The sequence below is a fragment of the Mucilaginibacter lappiensis genome (assembly GCF_900155965.1).
Taxonomy (GTDB): Bacteria; Bacteroidota; Bacteroidia; order Sphingobacteriales; family Sphingobacteriaceae; genus Mucilaginibacter; species Mucilaginibacter lappiensis.
This window is the reverse complement of the sequence record NZ_FTMG01000016.1, coordinates 107,215-133,855: the sequence shown is the minus strand read 5'-3', so window position 1 is coordinate 133,855 and position 26,641 is coordinate 107,215. Positions and strand designations below refer to the sequence as shown.

Here is a 26,641-nt window from a genome sequence, read left to right as displayed (position 1 = left end):
CAAATAAAAACAGAACAGCCCCGGTTTTTACCCGGGGCTGTTTTTTTTATGACAGGTTAAGATAGGTTATTCGCTTTTGAGACTTTTGATGGGGTTGGCAATGGCCGCCTTGATAGATTGAAAGCTTACCGTTAACAGGGCAATACTTATGGCAACTATACCTGCAAATACAAATACTTCCCAGCCAATAGGAATGCGATAAGTAAAATCCTGTAACCACTTGGTCATGGCCCACCAGGCTATAGGCGACGCTATGACAATGGCAATAAACACCAGTTTTATAAAATTGAGGGATAACAACGTGGTGATGTTGCCGATACTTGCGCCCAGCACCTTACGGATGCCTATCTCTTTGCTCCGTTGCTCGGCCATATAGGCAGCCAGGGCAAACAGGCCCAGGCAGGCTATTATAATAGCCAGTATGGCAAAACTGGTAAATATGCGCCCCATGCGCTGTACATCAGCATACATGCTGGCAAAACGTTCATCCATGAAAGTGTAACGTATAGGCTGGTTTGGTGAAAAGCTTTTCCAGGTTCTGGTGATCTCGGCCAGCGTATTTTTCATATCGCCGGTTTTTACTTTTACCGATACGATGGAGTTGCTGTTACTTAGATGCAATACCAAAGGCTCTATCCCATCGCGCAACGATTCAAAATTAAAATCCTGTACTACACCAATCACCAACATCGGATCTCCGCCATTGCTGATCCTTTTACCTACCGGATTTTTAAGGTTAAGTCTTTTAGCCAAGGTTTGATTAATGATAACTGCCTGCGAATCAGTTTTCATTGCTGGATTAAAATTGCGGCCGGCAACCAGTTTCATCCCAAAAGTTTTGATATAGTCGGCATCTATATCCCAAAACTGACCGCCGACTGAAGTTTCTGTCTTAACTTTTCCCTCATTGTAAAATGGGTTTCCATTTCGCTTGGTACCAGCTACCGGTAAAAAATCACTTATGGATACACTTTTTACTGCCGGCAGCTTTAACAATTCTTCTTTAAAATTCTTTACCTCATTATCCAGGGTATTGGTGCCTTGTATCATCACCACCTGGTCTTTCTCAAACCCCACTTTTTTATTGAGGATGAATTGCATCTGGTTGTAAATAATAAACGTGCTGATGATTAAAATAATGGATGTGGTGAACTGAAAAACCACTAAGCCATTACGCAGTCCTGAACTTTTGCTGCCAGAACTCAGCTTGCCCTTCAATACTTCGGCAGGTTTAAAGCCCGAAAGATAGAAGGCCGGATAAATCCCTGCAACTACCCCAATAATAACAGCCGATACCAACACTGTTGGCAACAACCACCATTGTTGCCAGGGGATAGTTAATGATTTGGAGGCAAGCATATTAAAATAAGGCAGCAGTATAACCGCCAGGATTAAACCCAGGGCGAAAGAAAAAAAGCTATACAGTAATGATTCGGTTAAAAATTGCTGGATTAAGCCACTGCGTTGCGAGCCTACCACTTTGCGTAAACCTACTTCTTTAGCACGGTTAGCCGATTTGGCGGTGGAAAGATTGATAAAATTGATACAGGCTATAAGCAGTATAAAGCCGGCAACAGCACCAAACAACCAAATGAAACGGATATCGCCATGCGACATGCCATCATGAATATCATATGACCGGAGATTGATATCTTCAACATTCTGGACGCGCATGGTTAATGCATTTTTAATTTTTGAGGCATTTTTATCCCCGCTTTTGATCATATCAGGGATATAATAATTGTTAATTATCCCATCGGTTACCTTTTTGTTAAACTGGGCCATATTAGTCCCCGGTTTTAGTGCAACATAAATACGGTAATTACTTGCTTGCCAGGTAGTCTGCTCGCCATTCCAAAATTCCACACCGGCAAGCGTTAGGAAAAAATTATATTCATGCAGGTGTGATGTGGTTGGGATATCCTGCATCACGGCGCCAATTTTGTAGGGCTTGCTTTTGTTATTATTAAGGTACATCACCTTACCAACAGGGTTTTGACCCGGAAAATATTTATCGGCCTTACTTTTTGATATCACCATGGTTAAAGGCTCAGCAAGCGCATGCGCCCTATCGCCATAAATCATGGGCAACTTTAATATATCAAGAAGCGACTGATCTGCATACACAAAACCCTCCTCATGTGTATTTTCGGGCGCATCGCTCCGTTTCAACTCATTGCTGCCTGCACCCCAAAAAAGTGAATTGGGCATTAAGCGACCAAACTTTTCCACCTCCGGAAAATCAGCTTTCATTGTTCTGCCCATTACAGCCGGCCAATCAACTCCTTTTTCATGGATGTTGTCCATATTGTATATCCCTACAATCCTGTAAATACTGTCGGCATCGGGGTAGCTTTTGTCAAAGCTTAATTCTTCTCGTATATATAAAGCAATAAGTAAGCAGGCAGCAATACTCAGCGCAAAGCCTCCAACTTTGATGGCCGCATACATTTTTTGTTTGAGCAACTGCCTTACTGCAATTTTTAAATAATTCTTTATCATGGTGATATGGCTTACGAAGTGATTAATTGGATTGCTTAGTGCTTTTTTTTTAAAGCCCGGTTCAAAATTACCGGCCTTTGTTTCTTGAGAAAGGTTAGTTAACGGCAATTTCGTTTCTGCTTCTTTGATACGATTAAGTATTTTTTTAAAAAGAAAATAGCTGTGTCCCTCCTGTGTCTGTTCCGTTTGGGGTTGCCACCATTTGAGCATCAAGTTTACGCTATCATCAATATCCGGATTTTCACTAAGCAGTATAGCTAACTCCTGCAGCTCCTGTTCAGATGCTTCATGGGTTAGCTTTTTTATCACCAGGTTCCAGATGCGATCTTCTGTATTCATTTGGATAACAGCTTAATTAATTAGGTAGAGCTTGTTCTATAATAAAATATATGCCAATATCGTAACAAATTGTTTTACAGACAATTAACAACAATCGATATCAATTAATCTGTTCGGATTCGTACAGGCCGTTCGCTTTTGAATCATTTACGCTATTCATTTCGCATACACACATCTATATGACCCACTTTTAAACAGTTAGGTTACAATTAAAATATTTTACCAAATATAGTACTATGTATTGTATAGTACCATGTTTTGTATATATTTGTTTCAATTTTAACCTTAGCTACTATCATGAACATCAAAATGTTACTATACACCGGCATTATTATCCCCATAGTTTTTTGGGCATCAACTATACTATGCGGTTTTATACATGGAAATTATAATCATCTGAGCGGCACCATCAGCGAGCTTGGCGCTACCGGCACCCCGTCTGAACCTTTAATGGCTACCTTAACTATGTTTAGCGCCATTTTAAGTATGTTTTTTATAATGGGTGTATACGGCGCCTGTAAACAATTAGACCTTAACCTAATCCCGGTATTTACGCTGCCCGCATTTACTTTTATGATGGGTTGGGCAGCCATGTTTCATGCAGGAGATCATCTACATTCGGCTTCGGGTCCGGCTTTTTTACTGTTCTATGTAGGTACACTACTAGTTGCCGTTTTATGGCGGGGCAGACGGGAGCTGGTATCTGTGAGGGTAACATCCGTAATAAGCCTGGCGCTGATGCTGCTGATATTTTTACGCTTTATACCTGCTATTCAAAATACATACCCGGGCCTTATTCAACGATTTGTGCATTTGGGCTGGTCGGTTTGGTTCATAGGGCTAAGCATCGGACTCATCAGGCTAGTGTCGTTACAGGAAAATCAACAACTTTTAAATCATTAAAAATTTATATCATGAAAAAACTACAATTGATTGCGGCCATCGTTATCCTTTTATCGGTGTCCGCGTGCCGATTTGGCAAAAGGCATACCACTATCGTGGAAAATAATAACGGCCGCACCGTAAAAATAGAATATGTGGGGCAAACCTATTTTACCCCCGATGGCACCGGCATTCAAAGTATTTCACCAAACGGGTATGTAAAATACTCCCGCGACGACAAACAGTTAATTGCCGAGAGTGATCACTATGGCAAGATCACCTATGAACTAAACGATGGCGGGAAACAAACCATGCTTAATGATGGCGATAAGGAATTTTTAGCCCAGGCGGTTAAAGACATGATTAAACATGGTCATAATGCCGATGGCAGGTAAGGCGCAAAAGCTAAATGGAAAGCAGGTTTACAGAAGCCTGCTTTTTTTATGTATAATTGAAAACACTTGCAATAATTTATAGGTTTATTGGTTAAAAAAGCATGAAAGTAAAATTATACAGCCGCGCGTTTGGCTTATTATTAGTATCCCTGTTTAGTTATAGTTTAGTGAGCGCACAAACAGCACCAATGAAAACGTCCAAAGGCAATGATCAAACCCTGCAGGTAAGCCGCAAAAAAATTGACTCGCTTGATAAAGCGCTCATAGCCTTACTTGGCGAACGCGAAAGGGTGGTTAAAGAAATTGGTGTTTACAAAGCCAAGAACAACATCCCCGCATTGCAGGCCGATCGCTTTAAGCAGGTGATCGAAAAGAGTATTGAAGCCGGTAAAAAAGAAAGCTTGTCAGAAACCTTTGTAACCGAGCTAATGAACGCCATCCATAAAGAAAGCCTGCGGATAGAGGAAGAGATCAAGGCGCAAAAGTAATTTTTGCCCCGGCTGATACACATAATTCATTTTGTATTTAAGCGCATCAAAATTTAATTAGGACTGTAACGCCCTGAACGGAACAGTCTGATTATGAGTTTTTTTGCTACTAAACAACTCCGGTATTAAAGCGTATCAATTTTATACCAAGTAATTATAAATCAATTATTTATACAAGTCTTTTTGCTTTATTCTCATTAACTTTAATAAATTTGGATTGCCGGAACGTCCATTTTCAGCGTTATTCAACCCCGGTATTCTATTATATAAATCCATGAAGAAAAAAATTTTAATTGCTTGTTTTATCGCGGGCGGCCTTGTAAAAGCTGGCTTTGTAAATGCCCAGGGGACAGCTCCGTTTTCTATAAACAACAAATCGGTAAAGGTAATTGTGTCCGAAAAAGAGGCGGGCTATAAGCTTACTCAAACCGAAACACTCCAATTTACGGATAAACCACAACCCGGCGAAACCGAGGTTTCTGTTTTTGTTGATCCGGCTAAAACATTCCAAACCATGCTGGGCGTGGGTGGCGCCTTAACCGATGCATCGGCCGAGGTATTTGCCAAACTGCCAAAAGATAAACAAAAGGAATTTTTAACCGCCTATTTCGATAAAGACAAGGGTATTGGTTACACCGTGGCCCGTACCAATATCCAAAGCTGCGATTTTTCGAGCGCAAGCTACAGTTATGTAAAAGAAGGTGATGCCGACCTGAAAACGTTCGACATCAGCCACGATAAAACTTACCGAATCCCTTTTATCAAAGCGGCTATGGCTGCGGCTGGGGGAAAATTAACCCTGTTTGTTTCGCCATGGAGCCCTCCGGCTTTTATGAAAGACAATAACGATGTACTGCACGGTGGCAAACTGAAGCCGGAATTTGATCAAAGCTGGGCCAATTTCTATGTAAAATTTATAAAAGCCTACGAAAAAGAAGGCATCCCGGTATGGGGTCTTTCAGTACAGAACGAGCCTATGGCTAAACAAAGCTGGGAGTCGTGCATGTTCACTGCTGAAGAGGAACGCGATTTTGTAAAGAACTTTTTAGGTCCAACCCTGCACAAACAAGGCCTGGCCGATAAGAAACTGATTGTATGGGATCATAACCGCGACTTGCTTTACCAGCGTGCCAGCACCATTTTAGAAGACCCTGAAGCCGCCAAATACATATGGGGTGTAGGTTTCCATTGGTATGAAACCTGGACAGGTGCCGGTCAGCAATTTGAAAGCACCCGTCGCGTACATGAATCATTCCCCGATAAAAACCTGATTTTTACAGAAGGCTGTATCGAAAAGTTTGATTTTGCTAAAGTTAACGACTGGGCCCTGGGCGAAAGATACGGACTATCCATGATCAATGATTTTAACGCCGGTACCGTAGCCTGGACCGATTGGAACATTTTGCTTGATGAAAAAGGCGGACCAAACCACGTGGGTAACTATTGCTTTGCTCCGGTACATGCTGATACCCAAACCGGTAATCTCATTTATACCAGCTCTTACTATTACCTGGGCCAATTCTCTAAGTTTATCCGTCCGGGCGCCAAACGTGTAAGCGCGGTAGCTAGCAGGGATAAACTGTTAACCACCGCGTACTTGAATACCGATGGTAAACTGGCCGTAGTGGTGATGAACAAAACCGACGAAAAAATTGAATACTATTTATGGATAAAAGGCAAAGCCGCTAAAACTACCAGCTTACCTCACTCCATCGCTACGCTTATTGTAGAATAAAAAGCCTTATACTAATCAACTATATCTCTGGTGTGGTGGGTCATTGATGATCCACCACTATCATTACCGGGAAATGGTCAGACGGAAGTTTGGCCTCGTATTTATCCCCTCCTTTTGTTTTTGCTCTATAACTATCAGTCAATATCCCATACCTTTTTACGGTAAAATCTTTAGTTAAAAATATATGGTCGATACGTGACGTAGTTTTGGTATTGGCATTAAAATCATTAAAAGTACCATTCTCGGCATATTTGATGGGCGACAGCTCATAAGCATCCTTTAAAGTACCCGATGTATTGATCACCGCATAACTATCAGAAGTTTGATCGACATTAAAATCGCCCGAAAATATAACCGAGGCAGTACCAGCTATGGTCTTGATCTTGGTTAAAACCAGTTTAGCGCTTTCGCGGCGGGCCACTACGCCAATATGATCCATGTGCAGGTTAAAGTAGTAGAATTTATACCCTGTTTTGATCTCCTGGAAGGCACCCCATGAACAAATACGTGGTAAGGCAGCATCCCAGCCCTTGTTTGGCTTATCGGTAACTGGGGCCAACCAAAAATCGCCATGGGCCAACAGCTTAAACTTAGTAGTTTTATAAAAAATAGCCGAGAACTCACCTTCGGTTTTACCATCGTCTCTGCCTATGCCGGTATATGCGTAATTGGGCATGCTGGCTTTAAGGCCTTGTAACTGGTGGATAAGACACTCCTGCGTGCCGAATATATCAAAGTCATGAAACTGTATCAGTTTTACAATTACCGGCAGGCGCTGTTTCCAACCATTACCGCGTACCGAATCGTCATTACTGGCATTATCATTACGCATATTGTAGGTAGCCACGGTAAATTGCTGGGCAAAGCCGGCTGTGCAGATGGCAATAGAAAGGACTAAAAGAAGAATGATTTTTTTCATGGTGGTTTTAACAAATATTTATAGGTGGTAAAAATAAAGCCTGCGTATTAAACAGAGGTTAATTAGCGAAGTAAATTACTAAATTGTAAAAGGCCTGTCAGTCTGAGCTTGTCGAAGACGCGCGCGCAGAGGCCTGCCCACCATGGTTCGACGGAGCTCACCATGACACCCTGTTTTTATTACTTTTGCCTACCCAAAAACAACCGTTTTATTCCCGTACACAAAAACACGATCTTCAATAACCAGTTTAAGGGCATTGGCTAATACCGCTGTTTCAATTTCCTGACCGGCTTTTACCATAGTAGCGGCCGTAAATGAATGATTTACCGGGATGATCTGCTGGGCAATGATGGGCCCTTCATCCAGCTCGTTGGATACAAAATGGGCAGTAGCGCCAATCAATTTTACGCCACGCTCAAAAGCTTGTTTATAAGGATTGGCGCCAATAAATGCTGGTAAAAAAGAATGGTGTATATTGATGATGCGCATCGGAAACCTGGCTACAAACGCTGGGGACAGGATTCGCATAAACTTGGCTAGCACAATATAATCAGGGGCATATTGCTGTATTACATCCCCCATTTGCTGCTCCAGCTCTTTCCGGCCATATTGCTCGTGCGACAGGTGGTAAAAAGGCATATCAAAGCGTTCGCAAATATCCTGCAGGGTGGCATGATTGCCGATGACACATTGCACCGTTGCCCCCAGGGTTTTAAAATAATTACGTATCAGTATATCGGCCAAACAATGGTACTCTTTGGTCACCATCACCACTATTTTTTTATGCGGGTTGGGGTTTACAGCTATAATTGCGCCAGGGGGTAATACTTCTTTCAATGTCTCCTCCAATCCCCCGGTATCTCCATCCTCTATTTCCAGGCGTACAAAAAAGATATTTTCGGCCTTATCTACATGTTCGCGCATGGAAACGATATTGAGCTGGTGCTTGGCCAGTATAGTGGCTATGGAGCCTACCAAGCCAACCTGGTCTTTACATTGAATAACAATAATCATGGTATCAGGGTATACAAAAAGAATTTGCGTGTAATTTACAAACAGGTATCATTTATACAAATAATTATGTGGTTTAAAATCAGCAGGAGAATAAAAATAGTCAGGAGTCCAAAGTCGTAAGTCCGAAGTCTCAAGTTGGGAGAAGAGATTCTTTTGACTTATGACACAAGACTTAGAACTTCAGACTTACGACTCAACGTCCGGTATAAAATTCACCTGGTTTTCCTGGTCAAATGTTACGTAAACGCGGCGCCAGGGTTCGTCATTAATCAGTCGCCATTTGTGAGCAGTGCCGGTAGTGTCGGTAGCTATCAGTATTTCGCCGGGTTTCAATATAAAAGTTTCGCCGGTACGGGTTTCAAACTCCAATGTCCCTAACAGGGTGATCACGTATTGATTGGTAGGCGCATTGTGCCAATCAAAGAATGAATGTGGTGGCGATTCCTGGAACCGGATAGACACCGCCTCGTTAAACTCAGCCTCGGCTACGCTGCCTGTTTGTATGTGCGAATTACCGTCGGCACCGGTATATAATTTATATGCTTTGATCATTTTTATGGAGCGCTATTTGCAATGGCCGCTAAGCTAAGGTATTTTAATATTTTAGCAGTAAAGCCTGCATAACGGCATTGTAAATTATTGAAGCAATTAAACGTTCAACAAAATGGCCTCATGGCTGTTATGATCTTACTCGTTTTGGGTACATATTGCAGGAGGTATTAAATGCTGGCATATATTTCTTGAACCAACAGCTTTAAAACACTATTTTTATTGCGGACATATTTATACGGTAACATAACCGACCAATTGAAAAAATGAAGAAACTATTTCTTTTACTAAGCCTTATTACAGCCGCTCATAGCTTCGGCTTTGCAAAATCGATAGCGATAAATCACTTTGTGATAAAAGAAAATCCTTTTGCTGTTGATGAGGTTGCGGTGGTTGCTACCGATACCGCCGGTGTGATACAGGAGGATGTGAACGGGGTATTCACCTTTGTAATGAACGGTTTCCAGGAACAGTTGAAATTTGAAAAAGGAACAGCTTTCTATCGTCACAAACTCGACCGCTCGGCCTTTTTATATGCCAAACACATGAACGACAGTGGCACGCACGCCATTCTGTATTACATTTACAAGCATGATAGTAAACTAAGTCCACTCCATATTAGCTGGATATTGCTGGTGGCCATTCCGCTAGCACTGGTGCTGCTGGCCTATATGTTTAAGCGGTTTATTATTATTGCGGTGGTGATATTCTGTATATTCCTATACTTTAACTATCACAACGGCCTAAGTATGCCCACCTTTTTTGAAAGCATTATTGACGGGCTAAAGGGAATGTTTTAGATAAGCTGAAAGCGGAAGTCAAAAAGCTGAAAGCTCCTTTTCAGGGTGTGAATAGATCCTTCGTCCATGCCGATGCTGTGTTGTGGAAGTCACGCTACAAACAATACAAAAAAGGGCTGTCAGTCTGAGCTTGTCGAAGACTTGTGCGCAGAGGCACCCTTTAAAACTCAGGCTTCCCCCAATCACTAATTCGCTAACTCAATAATTAATTAAAAAGGCAGCCCTACACCAAAATTCAGCTGCATAAAGTTATAGCTGTCGCCTTTTGTAACGTTACCATTGCTATCCTTGGCAGTTGCATTGTTTTGATAATAAGCCTTTTTAAACGGACCATCGTTAAATAGCTCGCCAAAGTGTTTGATGAGCACCCATTGATCCGAACCGTTAAACTGCGGATCTTTAAACTTAAATGCCGCATCGAGCCTGAAGATAAAGAAACCGAGATCAAACCGCAGGCCTGTACCAATACCCACAGCTGTAGATTGCAGCAGGTTATCAAACCTGAACTCACCGTCGGGGTTTTCTGCTTTCTTACCCAGGCGCCATACGTTACCAGCATCCATAAATAAGGCCCCTTTTAGTTTGGCTCCCCAAAGATTATTAGCCAACGTGTACCGGTATTCGGCATTACCAATTATTTTTATTTCCCCAAACTGATCGAGGTATTGTAGACCTGCACGGGTATTGTAATCATTACCATAAAAAGTACCACGATTAAACTGTCCCGGGCCTAATGTGCGAGGCAACCAGGCCCTGATATCGTTGGCACCACCAGTGTAAAAGTTTTTTTCGAATATCAACTGGTTACTGTTACCATATGGGATACCAATACCCGGGTTTATACGGAATATAAACTGCCGCTCATCTCCCAATGATTTGTAAATACGCAGATCAAGTTCCGTTTTGGCATATTGTGAAAAAGTATAGCCAAACATTTTACGTTCATTATCCGCATCTCTTGATGTATTGAACACGCTGCTCGCAAGGCTCAGGAAATTACCCCCAATATCCAAACTACCCCGGAAATACGTAAAGCTTTTGTAAGAGTTTAACTCCAGCGCGTTATACTGAAAAGTATATTGGCTGCCCGTTGTAAAGGTGGTACGACCAATTAATTTTACATAGGAAAGCCTGTTTTGTTTAATAAACGTATCCCTGGCTGCCGGATCGAGTATGCCGCGTGAAAATTCAATACTGATAGGTGTAATGGTATGTTGCTTACGCCCGGTTTCAAAAAAGTCATAGCTAATGGAGTTAATGAAACTTTCGCGCCTAACCAGGTCTTTTTGATAAAACAGGGAATAGTTACTGGAAAAAGTAGTATGAGGCACCCCAAATTTACCTAACAGCGGAAAATCAAAGGGTGTTAAAATACGTGGATAAATGAGGCTAACCCCCGCTCTCAACTCCTGGTTTTGAATACTATGCCCGTTATCAAATAAGATACTCCAGTTTAATTTCACCTGTAATATAGCGGCCTGTTTAAACAGGTTACGGTTGGTGAAAGTGGTACCTACGTTATAACCAAAGCGCCCCCCGCTAAATAGCACCTCGCCCTCCACCCTGTCAGACATTTTTTTGAGTGGTACAATATCAATTTTGGTATTGAGCCGGTTTGAACTATCGGGCAGTTTTTCGTAAGTGGGGTTGGGCACATTACGAAACACGCTTAATTCCGAAAGTCGGGTAGTTGTAAGCGTTTGATTGTCGGCATTGTAAAGATCGCCTTTACGCTGAAAGGTATAATCTTTTACTACCCGTGGCTTAAAGCGACCCGAGAAATCAACAAACCTAAACTGCGAATCAACCTGCAGGGTATCTGCTTTACCTGGTGTGCGCCCGTTACTGCGCGAAATGGTGATCAGCGTATTATTGATGGTGTAAACCGGGTGCTCCTTTTTACCAGCCGGGTTATCAATGTTCATTTTTACATCAACCACGCTACTATTAAAGGTGGAATCGTAATCAAAACTGATGTATTGCCTGTAAAAATCAAAGTAGCCATTCCGTTTCATCAGCGCGTAAAGCTCATCCCGGTCATGGGCCAGACTATCGGTATCAAAACGCGCTCCGGGCGAAATATGGGATATCTTGTTACGGTTGGCGTTGTATAAATTCTTTATGTTTTTATCGGCAATGCTATCCGTTACCTTGCGAATCCTGAACATGGGCCCCTCGTGGGCGGTAAAAACCAGCTCGGCCTTTTGTTTTTTTACAACGATACTATCCTTTACCTTAGCTTTGAGGTAACCGCGGTTCTGGATGTATTTTTCTATCTGAAAACGGGAAAATTCAACCAGGTTACTATCCAGGATAGATGGGGCTTCGCCAAAATTACGCTTGCCGTTTTTACTGAAAGTATAATAAAACTGCAGGTTGAGCCAGTTATTGGGTTGCTGTTCCTTATCTACATAATTTACAGCAGCTTCGGCAAATTCTTTATCGATGCCATGAATAGTAATTTTGCGTACTATTACCTGGTCTTTTTTCAAACCACGGGTACTGCTGCATCCCGATCCGATAATGAGCAGCAAAATACTTAATATTGTAAGGCGGAAAACAGCAGGGTTTATATATGCTTTCAAAATCACAAATCAGTTTATTATCATCCTTACAACATAAAAAGTTTCGCAGGGAACATGGTTTATTTATGGTTGAGGGTTACAAATCAGTTACGGAATTTATAAACTCTGCCTACCAGGTTGATACCATTTACCATACCCCTGCAATTGCTCCAAAATTGCTGAATTTATCCCGAAAAATAAACTTTCAGGAAATTTCATTAAATGAACTCCAAAAAATCAGCTCCCTGAAAACACCGCAGGAGGTAATTGGTTTGGTCAAGATACCAATATGGCCGGTATTAAATTATAAAGCGCTCGAAAAAAAGTTTTCGCTGGTGTTGGATAGCATACAGGATCCGGGCAATATGGGCACCATTATACGTACTGCCGATTGGTTTGGCATACAGGATATTATCTGTTCAGAAGATACCGTCGACGTATATAACCCCAAAGTAGTACAGGCTACCATGGGTTCACTGGCACGTGTTAACGTACATTATGCCGATCTGTTAAACGTACTGCCCCAGATCAAACTGCCCATATTCGGAGCTATGCTCAATGGTGAAAATATATATAACACCCATTTTGGAACTGAGGGCCTGCTGGTGATGGGTAACGAAGGGAACGGTATAAGCGCCCCGGTTGAGCAATTGATAACCAGCGCAGTAACCATCCCCAGGGCCGGAAATGCCGAATCATTGAACGTGGCCATTGCCACGGCGATACTATGTTCTGAGATAAAAAGAAAATCAATGAAATAAATATTGGCTTTCCAAAAAATAAATTACTATTTTTGCAGTCCTTAAAAAATGGTCGGGTGGCCGAGTGGCTAGGCAGAGGTCTGCAAAACCTTTTACAGCGGTTCGAATCCGCTCCCGACCTCAAGGGTATTAAAAAAATTAAAAATAACAAGACCATGGGCGTTACTCGTTTAAAAAGAAAAGATAGAAAAAACAAAACTACTTCACGTTTAGAAGTTCAGTTTTTGAAACTGGCTACTAACCTGGAGTACGGAAGCCGTTCTGCTGAGTCAAAACATAGCCAGATTGCTAAAAACAACGAAGTTCTAGCAAAAGCTATCGCTGCTGCAAAATAATTTTTTCTGTTTGAGCGCTTAACCGCGTTTAAAAGATCTTATAAATCCTGCTGGTTTCAGAAACCGGTGGGATTTTTTTATGGATTTTATTTTCCGTAGAAAGACGCATTACATGCGTCTTTCGTGTTATAAGGTGCAAAAAAAAGAGACACATGTGATGTGCCTCTACGATAGAAAAATCTCTAACTAAATAGCCAGCAGCTTCTTGTTAATCCGGCCAATCAAACACGGGCCTTCATAAATAAAGCCGGTATACAGCTGCACCAGCGAAGCGCCGGCCTGTAGTTTTTCCATCGCGTCATCGGCAGAATGTATGCCCCCTACGCCAATGATGGGGAACGATCCGTTTGATTTTTGGTGAAGGTAACGGACCACCTCGGTGGAGCGTTTGGTTAATGGTTTGCCGCTCAGTCCGCCCAGTTCATTCTTTAAACTTTCGGCAGCGGTTAAATTTTCGCGACTGATAGTAGTATTGGTAGCAATAATACCTGCTATGCCGGTTTGCTGTACAATATCAACAATATCATCCAACTGTGAATCGGTGAGGTCTGGAGCTATTTTCAGAAGAATAGGCCTACTGGTGCCATTTTTTGAATTCCGTTGTTGTAAGGTATTCAGCAGGTGCATCAACGGTTCCTTTTCCTGCAATTCGCGCAGACCCGGTGTATTAGGCGAGCTCACATTCACCACAAAATAATCAACCACATCAAACAAGCGGTCAAAACATTTGATATAATCGTTAACGGCCTCTTCGTTGGGGGTAACTTTATTTTTGCCGATGTTACCGCCGATGATCAGATCTTTCTGAGCCCCTTTCGCATTTCTGCGGAAAGCGGCAATGCGCTCTGCAGCTACATCAACACCAAAATTATTAAAACCCATGCGATTGATAAGCGCACCATCAGAAGGTAAGCGAAACATTCTCGTTTTAGGGTTACCAGGTTGCGGCAACGGGGTAACGGTACCTATCTCCACAAAACCAAAACCCATGTTGGCCATTTCGCCCATGAGTTCGGCATTTTTATCAAAACCGGCCGCCAGTCCTACCGGGTTTTTAAACTTAAGGCCAAACACCTCTTTTTCCAGTCGTGGATTGTTGACATCCCAAATGGCCCTGCTCAAAGCAGCGCCACCCGGAAAACGATTAAACCGTTTTAAGTTACGGGTTACAAAATAATGTACTTTTTCGGGATCGAACTGGAACAGGATGGGTTTTAATAAAAAATACATGCCGCGAAGTTAGCACATTCCTTTATGTGTGTAAACCAGAATTTTAGGATTTTTTGATTTGGCTACTCTAATAGAGCGAACGCTGCCGCGAGTTTAGCGCAGCGCAACTCGTGGTATAACATGGCAAAGCTTCCAGCTTTACAACAACTTTACTATCTTAACTCCTCAATGAGCAGCAATTATAAATTTCATGATCAGGAACGGCCCTATTTTGCAACTGGCGCTGCCGCGAGTTTAGCGCAGCGTAACTCGTGGTATAGCATGGTAAAGCTTTCAGCTTTAACACAACTTTACTAACTTAACTCCCCCATGAGCAGTAATTACAAATTCCACGATCAGGAGCGACCTTATTTTGTAACTTTTACCGTCGTAAGATGGATCGACGTATTTACCAGACGAGAATACAAAGAAATTATCGTTGACAGTCTTAAATACTGCATCGCACATAAAGGGCTCCAACTATACGCCTGGGTAATCATGAGCAATCACATCCATCTCATCATCGGCACCAAAAATAAACCGATGCAGGATATCTTAAGAGATATAAAAAGACACACTTCAAAAGCTATCATAAAAGCCATCGATGAAAACAGTCAGGAAAGCCGTCGTGAATGGATGTTATGGTTTTTTGAACGGGAGGGTAAGGCGAATTCAAACAACGAACACTATCAATTTTGGCAGCAAGGAAATCATCCTATCGAATTGTGGAGTAATGAGATAATAGATCAGAAACTCAACTATTTGCATCATAATCCTGTAACTGCAGGCTGGGTTGATGAACCTGAACATTATCTGTACGGCAGTGCAAGGGATTATGCCGGTGGTAAAGGGTTAATCGATATTATTTTAATGGGTTGAATATTTTGGTTTGGTAAGCTGGAAGCTTACTCCATGCTACACCACGAGTTACGCTATCGCTAAACTCGCGGTAGTAATTTATTTTATTAAAAAAAACACCGCAAATCTGTATTTTCGAAAATTCAGTTACGCCTAAAACAAATCCAGAATGATCAGGAAAACATTAAGAGACACTTTTAAACAAGGTCGCCGCAATTTTTTGAAAACCACTGCTGTAGGATCAATAGCTGCGGTGGGTATCCCGCAAATTGTATCGGCAGCATTAGCCACCGAAAAAAGTGGGCCTAAATTGAAATTCAATAATGGCGATGTGATCCTGTTCCAGGGTGACTCCATTACCGACTGGGGCCGCGATCATACAAAAACCGAACCCAATACCACCAGCGCATTAGGCTCGGGCTATGCCCTGATCACCGCCTCCAAACTATTGCTTGACCATGCCAGCAAAGACCTGAAAATATACAACAAAGGCATCAGCGGCAATAAGGTTTATCAACTGGCAGAACGCTGGACCAGCGATTGCCTTGACATGAAACCGAATATCCTGAGCATCCACATTGGCGTGAACGATTTTTGGCATACCCTTACCAGCGGCTATACAGGCACCATCGATACTTACATTACCGACTATAAAAAACTACTTACCCTTACCAAACAAACGCTGCCCGATGTTAAACTGGTGATATGCGAGCCTTTTGCCACCAAAGGTGTGCGGGCCGTGGACGATAAATGGTACCCCACGTTTGATCTGTTCCGCAAAGCCGCACGCGATATCGCTGCCGGATTCGGAGCCGTTTTTGTACCCTACCAGGCCGCGTTTGATAAAGCGTTGGAAGTAGCCCCCGCCCCTTACTGGAGCATGGATGGCGTACACCCCAGCGTACCCGGCGAAGCATTGATGGCGCAAACATGGCTTAAAGCAGTGGGAGCCTGAGAGGCTTAAAGTTTTGGTAATTTAATATCGAATAATGAATGCTGAATTTCGAATATCGAGGTAACAAAATAGATGCTGCTTCGTCATTCGAAATTCAAAATTCGATGTTAGACATTACTCTCTAAGCCTTTCGCTTTCAGCCTTCTGCTTTAAGCTCAAAAATCGTATCTTTGCGCGCAAATGATTGCTATAAATAACCTTACGTTTGAGATTGGTGCGCGGGCCCTTTACGATGAAGCCAACTGGCATATAAAACCCGGTGAAAAAATTGGTTTAATAGGTGCCAATGGAACCGGGAAAACTACCCTCTTAAAAATTATTGTAGGCGACTATAAACCTACATCGGGCACCATATCCATGGCTAAGGACCTTACCATGGGTTACCTGAACCAGGATTTGCTGTCATACTCATCTGATAAAACTATTGTGCACGTGGCTATGGAGGCTTTTGAGCGCCAGAACCAGCTGCATGACGAGATAGAAAACCTGCTTAAAAAGCTGGAAACCGATTATACCGAAGATCTTTTACACAAGCTGAGCGATAAACAACATGAGTTTGAGCTGCTTGATGGTTATAACATTGAATACAAGGCGCGCGAAATTTTAGCCGGTTTGGGCTTTAGCGACAGCGATTGCGCACGCAAGCTCAACACTTTTTCGGGTGGATGGCGCATGCGGGTAATGCTGGCTAAAATATTATTACAGGCTCCCGATATCCTGCTGCTGGATGAGCCTACCAACCACCTGGACTTACCATCTATTCAATGGCTGGAAGATTATCTGAAAGCATTTAACGGCGCTATCATTATTGTATCGCACGATAGGTGGTTCCTGGATAAGGTGATCAACCGTACGGTAGAATCGCGCAAAGGCAAACTGACCGTTTACGCGGGCAACTATACTTTTTACCTGGAAGAAAAAGCCCAGCGCGAAGAAATCCAGCGCGGTGAATTCAAAAACCAGCAATCAAAAATAAAACAGGAAGAGCGTTTGATTGAGCGTTTCCGTGCCAAGGCTTCCAAAGCAAAAATGGCGCAGTCGCGTATCAAAATGCTGGATAAAATGGAGCGTGTGGATGATGTGGATGATGATAATCCATCAGTTAACTTCGCTTTCCGTTTCTCTAAACAATCGGGCAGGCACGTAATCACATTGGAAGATATTGTCAAAAAATATCCTGCTATTGATATTTTGAATGGCGGTGAAGCTGTAATTGAAAAAGGCGACAAAATTGCCCTGATCGGTGCCAACGGTAAAGGTAAATCGACCTTGTTACGCATTATCGCTTCGGCAGATCACGATTATAAAGGTAAAGTAACTACCGGGCATAATGTAAGCACTACATTTTTTGCCCAGCACCAGTTGGAATCCCTGCACCTGGAAAACCAGGTATTGCAGGAGCTACAGGCTTTTGCCCCAAAACATACCGATACAGAGCTGCGTACCATATTAGGTTCCTTCCTGTTTACCGGAGATGATGTATTCAAGAAGATCAAGGTGCTTTCGGGTGGCGAAAAATCGCGCGTGGCTTTGGCCAAGGCCCTTACTGCCGATGCCAACTTCCTGGTACTGGATGAGCCCACCAACCACCTGGATATGCAATCCGTAAACATCCTGATCCAGGCACTGGAGCAATACGAAGGCACGTTCATCGTGGTATCGCACGACAGGTTTTTCCTGGATAATGTGGCTAACAAGATCTGGTTTATTGAAGATCAGAAGATCAAAATTTACCCGGGCACTTACGCCGAGTACGATGAGTGGGCAGCTAAACGCAAACTCGAACCTAAAACAGCCATACCAGCTGCACCTCAACCCAAAAAGGAAGAGAAAAAGCCTGAGCCTGTTAAACAGCCACAAAGCGAAAACAAATTCCAGCAATTGAAAAAACTGAACCAGGATTTGGCCAAAATGGAAGAACAGATTGCCGAGCTTGAAAAGACAGTAAAACAACTGGAAGCCCAACTGGCCGACGATAAAATTTATACCGATAGCAACAAATTAAAAGATACCAACGCGAGCTATGCCCAAAAGCAAGCCGAACTAAAACAAGTTCAGCAAAAATGGGAAGCTCTGGCCGAGCAGATCCTCGAACTGGAAGCTTAGGCCTCCTAAAGGGGGAACTTTGATGTGCAGATGTTTACTAAAAGACTTCCGCATTCTCCCAGATTTTTCGTATATTTATACAAACAGCCCGGTTCTCTGAATAACAGAGAGCCGGGCTGTTTTAGTTAAGGGACAAACAGGCCCAAAAACCGACTATTTGGTATTTAATTATTTGACAATCAATATTTTAATACTTTTTAAAGTTTTAAAAACCACTCAAAACCGTGTTAAAATTTGTTAAAAAGTGTTAAAATCTATGGTTTTGAGTCCCTTTTTGAACGATTTTATCGCGTTTTCGGACAGAAAAGTGTTAAAATTCAAGGTTTAAAAAGGTTTCGCTAAAGGATAATTTTTTAAATGAGCAGCACCGGGGTTATTTCTATTCTGAAAATTCTTAAATTTCGCCACACCGATCCTGCCTGGATCGGACAATAAAGTAAATTGATAAAAATGAGAAAACATTACTACCTATTGGTTCTCTTATTCATTACCCTGCATGGATTTGCGCAATCACCTTATGATAATAATGTGTACGACCCAGCTATCAAAAGCGTGGAGTTTTACAACACCCAAAAACAGGGATCATTCCCGGTAATCACCTTAGGATCAACCGAAAAAGTACTGCTCGCTTTTGACGATCTGCATGGCGGTAGTCGTAATTTCTATTATACCATTGAGCACTGTGATACCCGCTGGAACTCGTCGAACCTATCTACCGCCGAATACCTGCAAAGCTTTACCGACGATCGTTTGTATACCTATACCTACTCAACCGGTACCATCCAAAAATATACACACTATGAGCTCAAGCTGCCAAACAACAATATAGCGCCCAAAATATCAGGCAATTACATACTCAAAGTTTATGAAAATGGCGACCAGTCGAAACCTGTGCTTACCCGCCGCTTGTATGTGGTCAACAAAAAGGTATCTATAGCGGCTACCGTTGGCACCTCGCCGGATGTGCAAACCCGCAAAACCAATCAAAAGGTAAATTTCACGGTTGATTATGCCGGCTTACCCGTACAAAACCCTTCGTTCGAGATCCGCGCTTTACTGATGCAGAACGCTCGTACGCAAACCGGTATTTTAAATACACAGCCAACCTATGTGCGTGGCACACAATTGGTTTATAATGATGTATCGATCAATGATTTTCCAGGCCGCAACGAGTTCAGGCTGTTTGATACCCGTACGTTAAAGCTTAATTCCCAGCGCATATCGCGTATTATAAAAGATACGGCCAACAATGTGGTGCTGCTTACGGATCCTATTCGTGATAGCCCGGATTACCTGTTGCTGTATGATAATGATGGCAAGTTTTTTGTGCTAAACCAAGATGGCAGCGACCCGCGCATAGATGCCGATTACGCGCACATCTATTTTGGCCTGGCTGCCTATAAGTCTCAATCAGAGGGTAGCCCGTACATCGTTGGCGCCTTTAATGACTATAAGCTGGATGACCGCAGCAAGCTGATTTTTGGCGAGGATGGCAAATACCATATCAATTTATTGCTAAAACAAGGCGTATATGATTATGAGTATGTCTGGTATGATAACGCTACCAAAAGGGCCAGTGATATCCCACTGGAAGGCAGCCACTTTGAAACCGAAAATGATTACCAGTTGCTTATTTACTATCGCGCGCCTACCAGCCGCTGGGACGAACTGGTTGGTTTTGGTGAACTGAACACGGTGAAGAAATAATATACAACATATTCATTTAAAGAACAATATTTCATAAATTGTGGCTATGAACAAACCTAAAAATATTGCCCGTACCGCCATTATAGCTTTTGTTGTTTTGGCTTATCATGTTGCTAAAGATGTTGTAAAAATCGGCATCAAAGATGGGAAGGCTACCCATGAGCTGATGGCAAAAAAATAAACAAAGCCTTAATTGATTCCTGAGGATTTAGCCTAACCGGACTTATTGCATATCTTTGCATAAAATGTAAGCACATGACCGGAAAATCGCCCAAAGAATCATATACCATCATGAACGAACTGGTGTTACCCAATGATACCAATACTTTAAACAACCTGATGGGAGGGCGCCTGCTGCACTGGATGGATATTGCCGCGGCCATATCCGCTCAAAAACATTGCAACCGTATTGTGGTAACCGCTTCGGTTGATAATGTATCGTTCCAATCACCAATTAAGCTGGGGGATGTGATTAGTATTGAGGCCAAAGTAACCCGGGCGTTCACCACCTCGGTTGAGGTAAGGATGGATGTGTGGGCACAAAATATTCCCTCAGGCACCCGCGTAAAAAGCAATGAGGCTTATTACACATTTGTGGCTCTTGACAGTGAAGGGCAAAAAACAACAGTACCTGCACTAATACCGGAAACGGAAGAAGAAATAGCCTTTTTTGAAGGAGCCCTACGCCGCCGCCAACTACGGTTGATACTGGGTGGTAAAATGCAGCCTAATGACGCTACCGAGCTAAAAGCCTTGTTTTTTGGCGATCAGTTACCGCTCAACCTGCGCGATTGATAGCGGCCGTAACAAAAAAATAGTTTCGCGGTCTAAATGCTATAATGAAGATAATAAGCAAAGACGAAATTATTACAAATGAGCAGTTACTGCTGACTGCCATGAAAAATAGTGATATTTCGGTCTTAGATTATTTACTGCATGATGAGCTGATCTTTACCAATCATATGGGACAGGTATTAACCAAAGAAATGGACTTAGACGCCCATCGATCAGGCAGCCTCCGCATTCATGATATCCAGACTAGTGAACAGGTTATTCATTTGATGGAGGATGTAGCTATTGTTGCCGTTAAAAAATATATTTCCGGAAAATATAACGATGAGGCGTTTGCTGGTACGTTCCGTTTTACCAGGATTTGGAAGATGTTTGACGATGATTGGAAAATCATAGCAGTGAGTAGTGTCCTTTTACAATAAACTTTACTGTTAAATTTTAGCGCCATGAGATACTTTTTATGTTTTTTATTCCCTCCGCTGGCCATTCTGACCACTGGCCGTATCGGAGCATTTATATTGAATATTTTTTTAACCTTGTGTTTCTGGATACCAGGCGTAATACATTCCATACTGGTAACCAACGATTATTACGAGGCTAAAAGGCACCGCCAGCTAATGCGCGCCACTCGTCGGGCAAGGGCATGGTAGGTGAATTGATGTGCGGATGTGCAAATTTCAGATGTGCAAATGATTTTAGTTATCTAAAACCTTCACATCTATCACCACATTTGCACATCTAAAACCTGCACATCCCGAATAATATCACCACATTTGCACATCTAAAACCTGCACATCCCGAATAATATCACCACATTTGCACATCTAAAATCGGCACATCTGAAGGATGCAAAAAGGTAAGCTCTTAATTATTGATGACGAGGAACGGTTACGCAACCTGCTGGCCCGTATCCTGCAATTGGAAGGACACGAGGTTTTCACTGCCGCCAATGGAAAAGAAGGTCTGCGCAAATTACAGCAGGAATATATACACGTAGTCCTCAGTGATGTAAAACTACCTGATACTGATGGCATCACCCTGTCAGAAACTATCAAGAAGAATTATCCTTCAACAGAAATTATTGTACTAACAGCCTACGGCACCATTAACGATGGCGTAAAAGCCATTAAAGCCGGGGCTTTTGACTATATCACCAAAGGCGATGATAACGAAAAGATCATCCCGCTGGTAAGCAAGGCTATGGATAAAGCCCTGTTGCAGCAAACCGTTATAGAACTGCAAAGCAAGCTGAATGATAAGTTTGGTTTCGACAGGCTCATCGGCAGATCAACCGCCATTAGCGATGTGATCAAGCTGGCACAAAAGGTAGCCTTAACCGATACCACTGTTTTATTATTGGGTGAAACAGGTACCGGCAAGGAAATTTTTGCCGAAGCCATTCACCAGGCCAGCAACCGCAATACCAAATCATTTGTAGCGGTAAACTGCAGTGCTTTCACCAAGGACCTATTGGAAAGTGAACTGTTTGGCCACAAAGCCGGATCATTCACCGGGGCGCTGAAGGATAAAAAAGGGTTGTTTGAAGAAGCCAACGGAGGTACCATTTTTTTAGATGAGATAGGTGAGCTTGACCATGATCTGCAAGCCAAATTACTCCGGGTGCTGGAATCGCAGCAGTTTTTAAAAATCGGCGATATTAAACCAACCCAGGTGAACGTAAGGATATTGGCAGCAACCAACCGTAACCTGCAAAACGAAATTACTGAGGGCCATTTCCGGTCTGATCTTTTTTATCGGCTTTCAGTTTTCCAGATCACCTTACCTGCCCTGCGCGAGCGTAAAAAAGACATCAAACTGCTCGCTGAGTATTTTATGCAGCACTTTACCTTAAAGGTAAAAAAACAGCTCAATGAGCTAAGCGATGAGTTTGTGCGCAAACTGGAAGATTATCCATGGCCCGGCAACATCCGTGAGCTCAAAAACGTGATTGAGCGGGCGGTGATCCTGGCTGATACTCATATTTTAGATGAAACTCTGTTACCATACGAAATTCAGCAGCAACAGGTAAAAACAGGCATCCCTATATCGGCTTTTGATCTGTCGTCAGTAGAAAAGTTACACATTCAGCGGGTACTGAACCATACCCATGGCAACCGCGCCGAAGCCGCTCACCTGCTAAACATCGGGATAGCTACCTTATACAGAAAACTGAAGGAATACGGTCTGGAATAAGACCGCCCCCTTTCCTTAAAACATCGTTAAAAAAGTCGTTCTTTAGCTTTCACTAACGACATCTTTAATAAAACGGTGATAACCATATACAGCAAAATGGTGATGAATAAGCAAATTGGAATAAATTTTGCCCCAAGCACTTCATGCGCATTGCTGATATCACTGCTAAAACCAAAAACAAAACTTTGTGAAGAGATGAATAAACCGGTATGGCTTGGAGCAATGATTTTAGCGATACAAAGAAAGCCGAATGTAAACGTAAATAAATACAGTAAACCAAAAAGAATGTATTTAAATGCGTATGCACCATGCTTAATAATCCCGGTAATCAGTCCCCATATAATGCGGAAAGGATTATACGTGCTCACAGCTCTTTCCAATTTTTTGGTTACTACCCATTCTGATAGATAGGTTTGTGGCTCTCCCAGGTTTTCCAGGGCCTGTTCTATCGTTGTCTCGGGGTAGTTATTCAGGCTTTCAAAAATATGACTACTGATTTCTCTTTGAATATCAGCCTGATCATGCTTAGGCAATTTGTTGATCATACTATGTACCTTTTTCATATAGGCTTTATAATGCTGATCATTCAGTAAGGTGTCTTTGTTCATGATTTAATATTTTTAAATAAGGTTTTCAAGATTGGCGGATAACGTGGCCCAAAATGCGGTCATTTTTTCTAAAGATGTCTGTCCGCTATTCGTAATACTATAATATTTCCGGGGCATACCGGTTTCCATTTCTACCCATTTTGATTCAATGAACCGGTCATCTTTTAAACGGTTCAAAAGCGGATAAATGGTTCCTTCGCTGATATCATATCCAGAGGCTAACTTAATTTGCTCTAATAATTCGTACCCGTATTGGTCTTTCTTTTTTAAAAGCAATAAAATAATGAAATCAAGCGTACCCTTTTTCATTTGCGTTTCCCATTTGGCTATAACATTGGATTCCATAATACAAAGCTATACAAATAACATCGTATTACAATGTATTTAGAAAAAATTTTTATGTCCATTTTACCCAAATCTTACATACTAATGCTTGTTTTTTACAGGGTTCAGAGGGCTCAAAAGTTTGAATTTTGATATAAGCAACAAACAATATCATGTACAACCAAATCTTAAACCCTGCTAAAACAGCGTTAATAGTTGGCGCCAATGGCGTAATTGGCACTAACCTTATCAACCATCTGGTATCCCTTGGTGATTGGAATATTATCGGGCTCTCCAGACGTGGGGGTATTTCTTCAACAAACCTTACCTACATCCCGGTGAATTTACTCGATAAGGAGGATACTACTAAACAGCTAAGCTCATTATCCGCTGTCACTCATATATTTTATGCCGCCTACCAGGATAAACCCACCTGGGCCGAACTGGTAGAACCCAATTTAACCATGCTGGTAAACTTGGTTGATGTTATTGAGCCTATTGCTTTGAATCTGCAACATATAAGCCTGATGCAGGGATATAAGGTTTATGGCGCTCACCTTGGCCCTTTTAAAACACCCGCTAAAGAGAGCGACGCAGGTCATATGCCACCGGAATTTAATGTTGATCAGCAAAATTTTCTGAAGCAGCGGCAGCAAGGCAAAACCTGGACGTGGTCGGCTATCCGGCCTTCGGTTGTGGGCGGTACAGCGCTGGGTAACCCCATGAACCTGGCCCTGCTTATTGCTGTCTATGCTACTATTTCTAAAGAATTAAGCATTCCTTTGCGCTTTCCGGGCAAACCTGGAGCTTATGATAAACTGATGGAAATGACTGATGCCCGGCTGTTGGCGAAAGCAACGGTATGGGCGGCTACCGATCCAAGGTGCGCTAATCAGGCCTTTAATATCAACAATGGCGATCTATTCCGATGGAATGAAATGTGGCCAAAAATTGCCCGTTATTTTGATCTCGAAATCGCATCTCCACTGCAAATGCCTTTGCAAACCGTGATGGCCGATAAAGCTCCAATATGGGAAAAGATCCAGGAAAAATATGGGCTCGAAAAACATCGATATGAAACTATTTCGTACTGGGGTTTTGGAGATTTTGTTTTCTCCTGGAATTATGACTTTTTTGCCGATGGCTCCAAAGCACGCCGTTTTGGCTTTCACGAGTATGTAGATACCGAACAAATGTTTGTGGATCTGTTTGATGAATTCCGTCGTAAAAAAGTGATCCCTTAAGTCTGAATGAAGTATCAGCAGGCATACAAATAAAATATACCTGCTGATGCTTTAATCAATTGGCTAAGGGCTGAAAAATTTCCCGTTCCATCGTAATATTCAGGCGAGCGAGCAATTCGGCCGGATTAAAGCCAATACGTTGGTATTCTGCCTGTACCTTCTGTTTGGCCTGGTTTAAAGCGTCTTCGCTTTCCCAGTTGGCCACGGTTATACAAATCATGTTTCCGTTGTCGTCTGCGCGTTCGTAGGCTGCATCGCCTAAAAAGCCTGGTAAGTTTTTAATAAAATCCCGATTGAAGTTCATCCTTTGGGTAAATTCCTGTTTGCCGTTTTGGGGGATTACAAATTTGTCGATGAATATTTGTTTCATGATGTTTTACTGAATTATTTGTTGATCCAAAATTCAGCAAAGCAAGGAACTAATAATTGTAAAAAATCATTGATTTACCAGTGAATGGTCGATCTGAAAAACTCATGCGGGGTTTGGCCGGTAAATATTCTGAAGTCTTTTATAAAATGAGCCTGATCAAAATAACCGGCAGCCAAAGCCGTTTCGGTGAGATCGATCGTTGGATCATACTTTTCTATCAGGTTTCGTAAACGAACTATGGATGAAAACTGCTTGAGCGAGGTGCCTGTTATTTTCCGGAATCGCTTTTCGAAGGGATCATGGCTAATAGGAAATGTGCTTACCAGGTCTTTTATTCGTAAGGTTCCTTTAGTCAAACGGATCTGTTTAATGGCATGTTGGATAAGCAAATCGGATTTGGCCAGATATAATCTCGAAAGTAAAAATCGCTCTACGACGGCAATCCGCTGAAAATTATCACTTGCTTCTGCTAGTTGTTCTTCTACCTCAGTCAATTTCTGCTGACCAATCAAGGCGTCCAGTGCTAAGCTTAGGCCAAACAGTTCATGGAGTGGTTCTTTAAAAAATGTTGCTGCTCCTCCCGGTTTAAAAACTACAAGCAACATAGCGGTCTGTCCTGAATAATTGATCAAACGAACAGATTTCCTCAATCCGGTTAGGAGAGCTCCAGGCAAATTGTTTTTAATCCCCTCAATTTCATCGCTTATAGCGCCTTTATACCTAAAACCCATAACTATGGACGTATCTGGCAGCACACAGTTTTCCATCCCCTGTTCGCTTTCGATGAACAGGTAATTTTCAATAAAGGGCTTTAAAATATCAGCAGGAAAATATCGCTCTAGTTTCATAACCTCTACCATGTAAACCCACTTTTTAAGGATTACTAAGATAACATGAGTTCGCCTTCTATCCCGAACACACGTCAATTTAAATTTTAAACCTTATACTTTCTTTTAAAGCATGTCACCTTTTATCCGTCAGCTGTTAATAAT

The 26,641-nt window shown here is 42.2% G+C and carries 28 protein-coding genes and 1 tRNA gene; 19 read left to right on the top strand and 10 right to left on the bottom strand.

All coding sequences use genetic code 11. The features are described from left to right. Positions 1-66: 66 nt before the first annotated feature. A complete protein-coding gene (locus BW976_RS23745; protein WP_245834778.1) occupies positions 67-2,841 on the bottom strand; it encodes an ABC transporter permease in 2,775 nt (924 codons plus the stop codon). 297 nt (positions 2,842-3,138) lie between these two features. Here BW976_RS23745 and BW976_RS23740 point away from each other — a divergent pair, with 297 nt between their 5' ends. From BW976_RS23740 to BW976_RS23725, 4 genes are all read left to right on the top strand, one after another. Beyond that, positions 3,139-3,744, top strand: coding sequence for a DUF998 domain-containing protein (locus BW976_RS23740; RefSeq protein WP_076377219.1), 606 nt, complete (start codon positions 3,139-3,141; stop codon positions 3,742-3,744). 11 nt (positions 3,745-3,755) lie between these two features. Beyond that, on the top strand, positions 3,756-4,118 hold the full coding sequence (locus tag BW976_RS23735; RefSeq protein WP_076377217.1) for a hypothetical protein: 363 nt from the start codon (positions 3,756-3,758) through the stop codon (positions 4,116-4,118). A 101-nt stretch (positions 4,119-4,219) separates the two neighbouring features. Further along, positions 4,220-4,606 (top strand): chorismate mutase, encoded by a 387-nt coding sequence (locus BW976_RS23730; protein ID WP_076377215.1) that lies wholly within the window; start codon positions 4,220-4,222, stop codon positions 4,604-4,606. Between the two features lie 274 nt (positions 4,607-4,880). Next, entirely contained in the window at positions 4,881-6,341 is a 1,461-nt protein-coding gene (locus tag BW976_RS23725; protein WP_076377287.1) for a glycoside hydrolase family 30 protein, read from the top strand. A 40-nt stretch (positions 6,342-6,381) separates the two neighbouring features. Here the strand turns inward: BW976_RS23725 and BW976_RS23720 are convergent, their stop codons facing one another. The 3 genes from BW976_RS23720 to BW976_RS23710 all read right to left on the bottom strand — a co-directional run bounded on the left by BW976_RS23720 (position 6,382) and on the right by BW976_RS23710 (position 8,826). Continuing rightward, on the bottom strand, positions 6,382-7,260 hold the full coding sequence (locus tag BW976_RS23720) for an endonuclease/exonuclease/phosphatase family protein (RefSeq protein ID WP_076377213.1): 879 nt from the start codon (positions 7,258-7,260) through the stop codon (positions 6,382-6,384). A gap of 189 nt (positions 7,261-7,449) precedes the next feature. After that, positions 7,450-8,274 (bottom strand): formyltetrahydrofolate deformylase, encoded by an 825-nt coding sequence (gene purU / locus BW976_RS23715; protein WP_076377211.1) that lies wholly within the window; start codon positions 8,272-8,274, stop codon positions 7,450-7,452. 186 nt (positions 8,275-8,460) lie between these two features. Next, positions 8,461-8,826, bottom strand: a complete 366-nt coding sequence (locus BW976_RS23710; RefSeq protein ID WP_076377209.1) for a cupin domain-containing protein — start codon at positions 8,824-8,826, stop codon at positions 8,461-8,463. A 263-nt stretch (positions 8,827-9,089) separates the two neighbouring features. On the opposite strand from BW976_RS23710, the gene BW976_RS23705 reads away from it, so the two are divergent. Beyond that, positions 9,090-9,623: a hypothetical protein gene (locus BW976_RS23705; protein ID WP_076377207.1), complete on the top strand. Its 534-nt coding sequence runs from the start codon at positions 9,090-9,092 to the stop codon at positions 9,621-9,623. Positions 9,624-9,832: 209 nt separating this feature from the next. Here BW976_RS23705 and tamL read toward each other — a convergent pair whose 3' ends face one another. Then, positions 9,833-12,208, bottom strand: a complete 2,376-nt coding sequence (tamL, locus tag BW976_RS23700) for a translocation and assembly module lipoprotein TamL (RefSeq protein ID WP_139332411.1) — start codon at positions 12,206-12,208, stop codon at positions 9,833-9,835. On the opposite strand from tamL, the gene BW976_RS23695 reads away from it, so the two are divergent. From BW976_RS23695 to BW976_RS23685, 3 genes are all read left to right on the top strand, one after another. Next, the gene (locus BW976_RS23695; protein ID WP_076377205.1) at positions 12,199-12,948 is read left to right on the top strand and encodes a TrmH family RNA methyltransferase; all 750 of its coding nucleotides are present in this window, start codon (positions 12,199-12,201) and stop codon (positions 12,946-12,948) included. The genes tamL and BW976_RS23695 overlap by 10 nt on opposite strands. A gap of 50 nt (positions 12,949-12,998) precedes the next feature. Continuing rightward, positions 12,999-13,069: transfer RNA gene (locus tag BW976_RS23690), tRNA-Cys, on the top strand. 34 nt (positions 13,070-13,103) lie between these two features. Continuing rightward, positions 13,104-13,283 (top strand): spore protein, encoded by a 180-nt coding sequence (locus tag BW976_RS23685; protein ID WP_076377203.1) that lies wholly within the window; start codon positions 13,104-13,106, stop codon positions 13,281-13,283. Between the two features lie 186 nt (positions 13,284-13,469). Here BW976_RS23685 and BW976_RS23680 read toward each other — a convergent pair whose 3' ends face one another. Next, positions 13,470-14,513 carry a quinone-dependent dihydroorotate dehydrogenase gene (locus BW976_RS23680; protein WP_076377201.1) on the bottom strand — a complete coding sequence of 348 codons (1,044 nt, stop codon included), beginning with the start codon at positions 14,511-14,513 and terminating at the stop codon, positions 13,470-13,472. A 120-nt stretch (positions 14,514-14,633) separates the two neighbouring features. On the opposite strand from BW976_RS23680, the gene BW976_RS29545 reads away from it, so the two are divergent. The 10 genes from BW976_RS29545 to BW976_RS23640 all read left to right on the top strand — a co-directional run bounded on the left by BW976_RS29545 (position 14,634) and on the right by BW976_RS23640 (position 23,103). After that, entirely contained in the window at positions 14,634-14,810 is a 177-nt protein-coding gene (locus BW976_RS29545) for a hypothetical protein (RefSeq protein WP_175614170.1), read from the top strand. 12 nt (positions 14,811-14,822) lie between these two features. Further along, complete coding sequence (locus tag BW976_RS23675) at positions 14,823-15,371, top strand: REP-associated tyrosine transposase (RefSeq protein ID WP_076377199.1); 549 nt, start codon at positions 14,823-14,825, stop codon at positions 15,369-15,371. A gap of 148 nt (positions 15,372-15,519) precedes the next feature. Then, the gene (locus tag BW976_RS23670; RefSeq protein WP_076377197.1) at positions 15,520-16,305 is read left to right on the top strand and encodes an SGNH/GDSL hydrolase family protein; all 786 of its coding nucleotides are present in this window, start codon (positions 15,520-15,522) and stop codon (positions 16,303-16,305) included. Positions 16,306-16,485: 180 nt separating this feature from the next. Then, on the top strand, positions 16,486-18,411 hold the full coding sequence (locus BW976_RS23665) for an ABC-F family ATP-binding cassette domain-containing protein (protein ID WP_076377195.1): 1,926 nt from the start codon (positions 16,486-16,488) through the stop codon (positions 18,409-18,411). Positions 18,412-18,861: 450 nt separating this feature from the next. Then, positions 18,862-20,118 (top strand): type IX secretion system plug protein, encoded by a 1,257-nt coding sequence (locus BW976_RS23660; RefSeq protein ID WP_076377193.1) that lies wholly within the window; start codon positions 18,862-18,864, stop codon positions 20,116-20,118. 46 nt (positions 20,119-20,164) lie between these two features. After that, positions 20,165-20,299, top strand: a complete 135-nt coding sequence (locus BW976_RS29910) for a hypothetical protein (protein WP_260180814.1) — start codon at positions 20,165-20,167, stop codon at positions 20,297-20,299. 74 nt (positions 20,300-20,373) lie between these two features. Beyond that, entirely contained in the window at positions 20,374-20,913 is a 540-nt protein-coding gene (locus tag BW976_RS23655) for an acyl-CoA thioesterase (RefSeq protein WP_076377191.1), read from the top strand. 44 nt (positions 20,914-20,957) lie between these two features. Then, positions 20,958-21,332: a nuclear transport factor 2 family protein gene (locus tag BW976_RS23650; protein WP_076377189.1), complete on the top strand. Its 375-nt coding sequence runs from the start codon at positions 20,958-20,960 to the stop codon at positions 21,330-21,332. Between the two features lie 24 nt (positions 21,333-21,356). Next, on the top strand, positions 21,357-21,560 hold the full coding sequence (locus BW976_RS23645; RefSeq protein WP_076377187.1) for a YqaE/Pmp3 family membrane protein: 204 nt from the start codon (positions 21,357-21,359) through the stop codon (positions 21,558-21,560). A gap of 196 nt (positions 21,561-21,756) precedes the next feature. Next, positions 21,757-23,103, top strand: a complete 1,347-nt coding sequence (locus BW976_RS23640) for a sigma-54-dependent transcriptional regulator (RefSeq protein ID WP_076377185.1) — start codon at positions 21,757-21,759, stop codon at positions 23,101-23,103. A gap of 26 nt (positions 23,104-23,129) precedes the next feature. Here the strand turns inward: BW976_RS23640 and BW976_RS23635 are convergent, their stop codons facing one another. Together BW976_RS23635 and BW976_RS23630 are read right to left on the bottom strand one after the other, a co-directional pair. Continuing rightward, positions 23,130-23,711, bottom strand: coding sequence for an HAAS signaling domain-containing protein (locus BW976_RS23635; protein ID WP_076377183.1), 582 nt, complete (start codon positions 23,709-23,711; stop codon positions 23,130-23,132). A gap of 12 nt (positions 23,712-23,723) precedes the next feature. Further along, on the bottom strand, positions 23,724-24,056 hold the full coding sequence (locus BW976_RS23630; protein WP_076377181.1) for a PadR family transcriptional regulator: 333 nt from the start codon (positions 24,054-24,056) through the stop codon (positions 23,724-23,726). A gap of 152 nt (positions 24,057-24,208) precedes the next feature. Between BW976_RS23630 and BW976_RS23625 the strand changes: the two genes are divergently transcribed. Further along, the gene (locus tag BW976_RS23625) at positions 24,209-25,279 is read left to right on the top strand and encodes an SDR family oxidoreductase (RefSeq protein WP_076377179.1); all 1,071 of its coding nucleotides are present in this window, start codon (positions 24,209-24,211) and stop codon (positions 25,277-25,279) included. Positions 25,280-25,334: 55 nt separating this feature from the next. On the opposite strand, the gene BW976_RS23620 is transcribed toward BW976_RS23625, so the two are convergent. Together BW976_RS23620 and BW976_RS23615 are read right to left on the bottom strand one after the other, a co-directional pair. Then, complete coding sequence (locus BW976_RS23620) at positions 25,335-25,649, bottom strand: antibiotic biosynthesis monooxygenase family protein (RefSeq protein ID WP_076377177.1); 315 nt, start codon at positions 25,647-25,649, stop codon at positions 25,335-25,337. Between the two features lie 74 nt (positions 25,650-25,723). Beyond that, on the bottom strand, positions 25,724-26,497 hold the full coding sequence (locus BW976_RS23615) for a helix-turn-helix domain-containing protein (protein WP_076377176.1): 774 nt from the start codon (positions 26,495-26,497) through the stop codon (positions 25,724-25,726). Positions 26,498-26,641 lie beyond the last annotated feature (144 nt).

Bases quoted from the DNA above. Each gene is read 5' to 3' on its own strand.
- BW976_RS23745 (WP_245834778.1), bottom strand. From the start codon at position 2,841: ATGAATACAGAAGATCGCATCTGGAACCTGGTGATAAAAAAGCTAACC.
- BW976_RS23740 (WP_076377219.1), top strand. From the start codon at position 3,139: ATGAACATCAAAATGTTACTATACACCGGCATTATTATCCCCATAGTT.
- BW976_RS23735 (WP_076377217.1), top strand. From the start codon at position 3,756: ATGAAAAAACTACAATTGATTGCGGCCATCGTTATCCTTTTATCGGTG.
- BW976_RS23730 (WP_076377215.1), top strand. From the start codon at position 4,220: ATGAAAGTAAAATTATACAGCCGCGCGTTTGGCTTATTATTAGTATCC.
- BW976_RS23725 (WP_076377287.1), top strand. From the start codon at position 4,881: ATGAAGAAAAAAATTTTAATTGCTTGTTTTATCGCGGGCGGCCTTGTA.
- BW976_RS23720 (WP_076377213.1), bottom strand. From the start codon at position 7,260: ATGAAAAAAATCATTCTTCTTTTAGTCCTTTCTATTGCCATCTGCACA.
- purU (WP_076377211.1), bottom strand. From the start codon at position 8,274: ATGATTATTGTTATTCAATGTAAAGACCAGGTTGGCTTGGTAGGCTCC.
- BW976_RS23710 (WP_076377209.1), bottom strand. From the start codon at position 8,826: ATGATCAAAGCATATAAATTATATACCGGTGCCGACGGTAATTCGCAC.
- BW976_RS23705 (WP_076377207.1), top strand. From the start codon at position 9,090: ATGAAGAAACTATTTCTTTTACTAAGCCTTATTACAGCCGCTCATAGC.
- BW976_RS23695 (WP_076377205.1), top strand. From the start codon at position 12,199: ATGCTTTCAAAATCACAAATCAGTTTATTATCATCCTTACAACATAAA.
- BW976_RS23685 (WP_076377203.1), top strand. From the start codon at position 13,104: ATGGGCGTTACTCGTTTAAAAAGAAAAGATAGAAAAAACAAAACTACT.
- BW976_RS23680 (WP_076377201.1), bottom strand. From the start codon at position 14,513: ATGTATTTTTTATTAAAACCCATCCTGTTCCAGTTCGATCCCGAAAAA.
- BW976_RS29545 (WP_175614170.1), top strand. From the start codon at position 14,634: ATGGCAAAGCTTCCAGCTTTACAACAACTTTACTATCTTAACTCCTCA.
- BW976_RS23675 (WP_076377199.1), top strand. From the start codon at position 14,823: ATGAGCAGTAATTACAAATTCCACGATCAGGAGCGACCTTATTTTGTA.
- BW976_RS23670 (WP_076377197.1), top strand. From the start codon at position 15,520: ATGATCAGGAAAACATTAAGAGACACTTTTAAACAAGGTCGCCGCAAT.
- BW976_RS23665 (WP_076377195.1), top strand. From the start codon at position 16,486: ATGATTGCTATAAATAACCTTACGTTTGAGATTGGTGCGCGGGCCCTT.
- BW976_RS23660 (WP_076377193.1), top strand. From the start codon at position 18,862: ATGAGAAAACATTACTACCTATTGGTTCTCTTATTCATTACCCTGCAT.
- BW976_RS29910 (WP_260180814.1), top strand. From the start codon at position 20,165: ATGAACAAACCTAAAAATATTGCCCGTACCGCCATTATAGCTTTTGTT.
- BW976_RS23655 (WP_076377191.1), top strand. From the start codon at position 20,374: ATGACCGGAAAATCGCCCAAAGAATCATATACCATCATGAACGAACTG.
- BW976_RS23650 (WP_076377189.1), top strand. From the start codon at position 20,958: ATGAAGATAATAAGCAAAGACGAAATTATTACAAATGAGCAGTTACTG.
- BW976_RS23645 (WP_076377187.1), top strand. From the start codon at position 21,357: ATGAGATACTTTTTATGTTTTTTATTCCCTCCGCTGGCCATTCTGACC.
- BW976_RS23640 (WP_076377185.1), top strand. From the start codon at position 21,757: ATGCAAAAAGGTAAGCTCTTAATTATTGATGACGAGGAACGGTTACGC.
- BW976_RS23635 (WP_076377183.1), bottom strand. From the start codon at position 23,711: ATGAACAAAGACACCTTACTGAATGATCAGCATTATAAAGCCTATATG.
- BW976_RS23630 (WP_076377181.1), bottom strand. From the start codon at position 24,056: ATGGAATCCAATGTTATAGCCAAATGGGAAACGCAAATGAAAAAGGGT.
- BW976_RS23625 (WP_076377179.1), top strand. From the start codon at position 24,209: ATGTACAACCAAATCTTAAACCCTGCTAAAACAGCGTTAATAGTTGGC.
- BW976_RS23620 (WP_076377177.1), bottom strand. From the start codon at position 25,649: ATGAAACAAATATTCATCGACAAATTTGTAATCCCCCAAAACGGCAAA.
- BW976_RS23615 (WP_076377176.1), bottom strand. From the start codon at position 26,497: ATGAAACTAGAGCGATATTTTCCTGCTGATATTTTAAAGCCCTTTATT.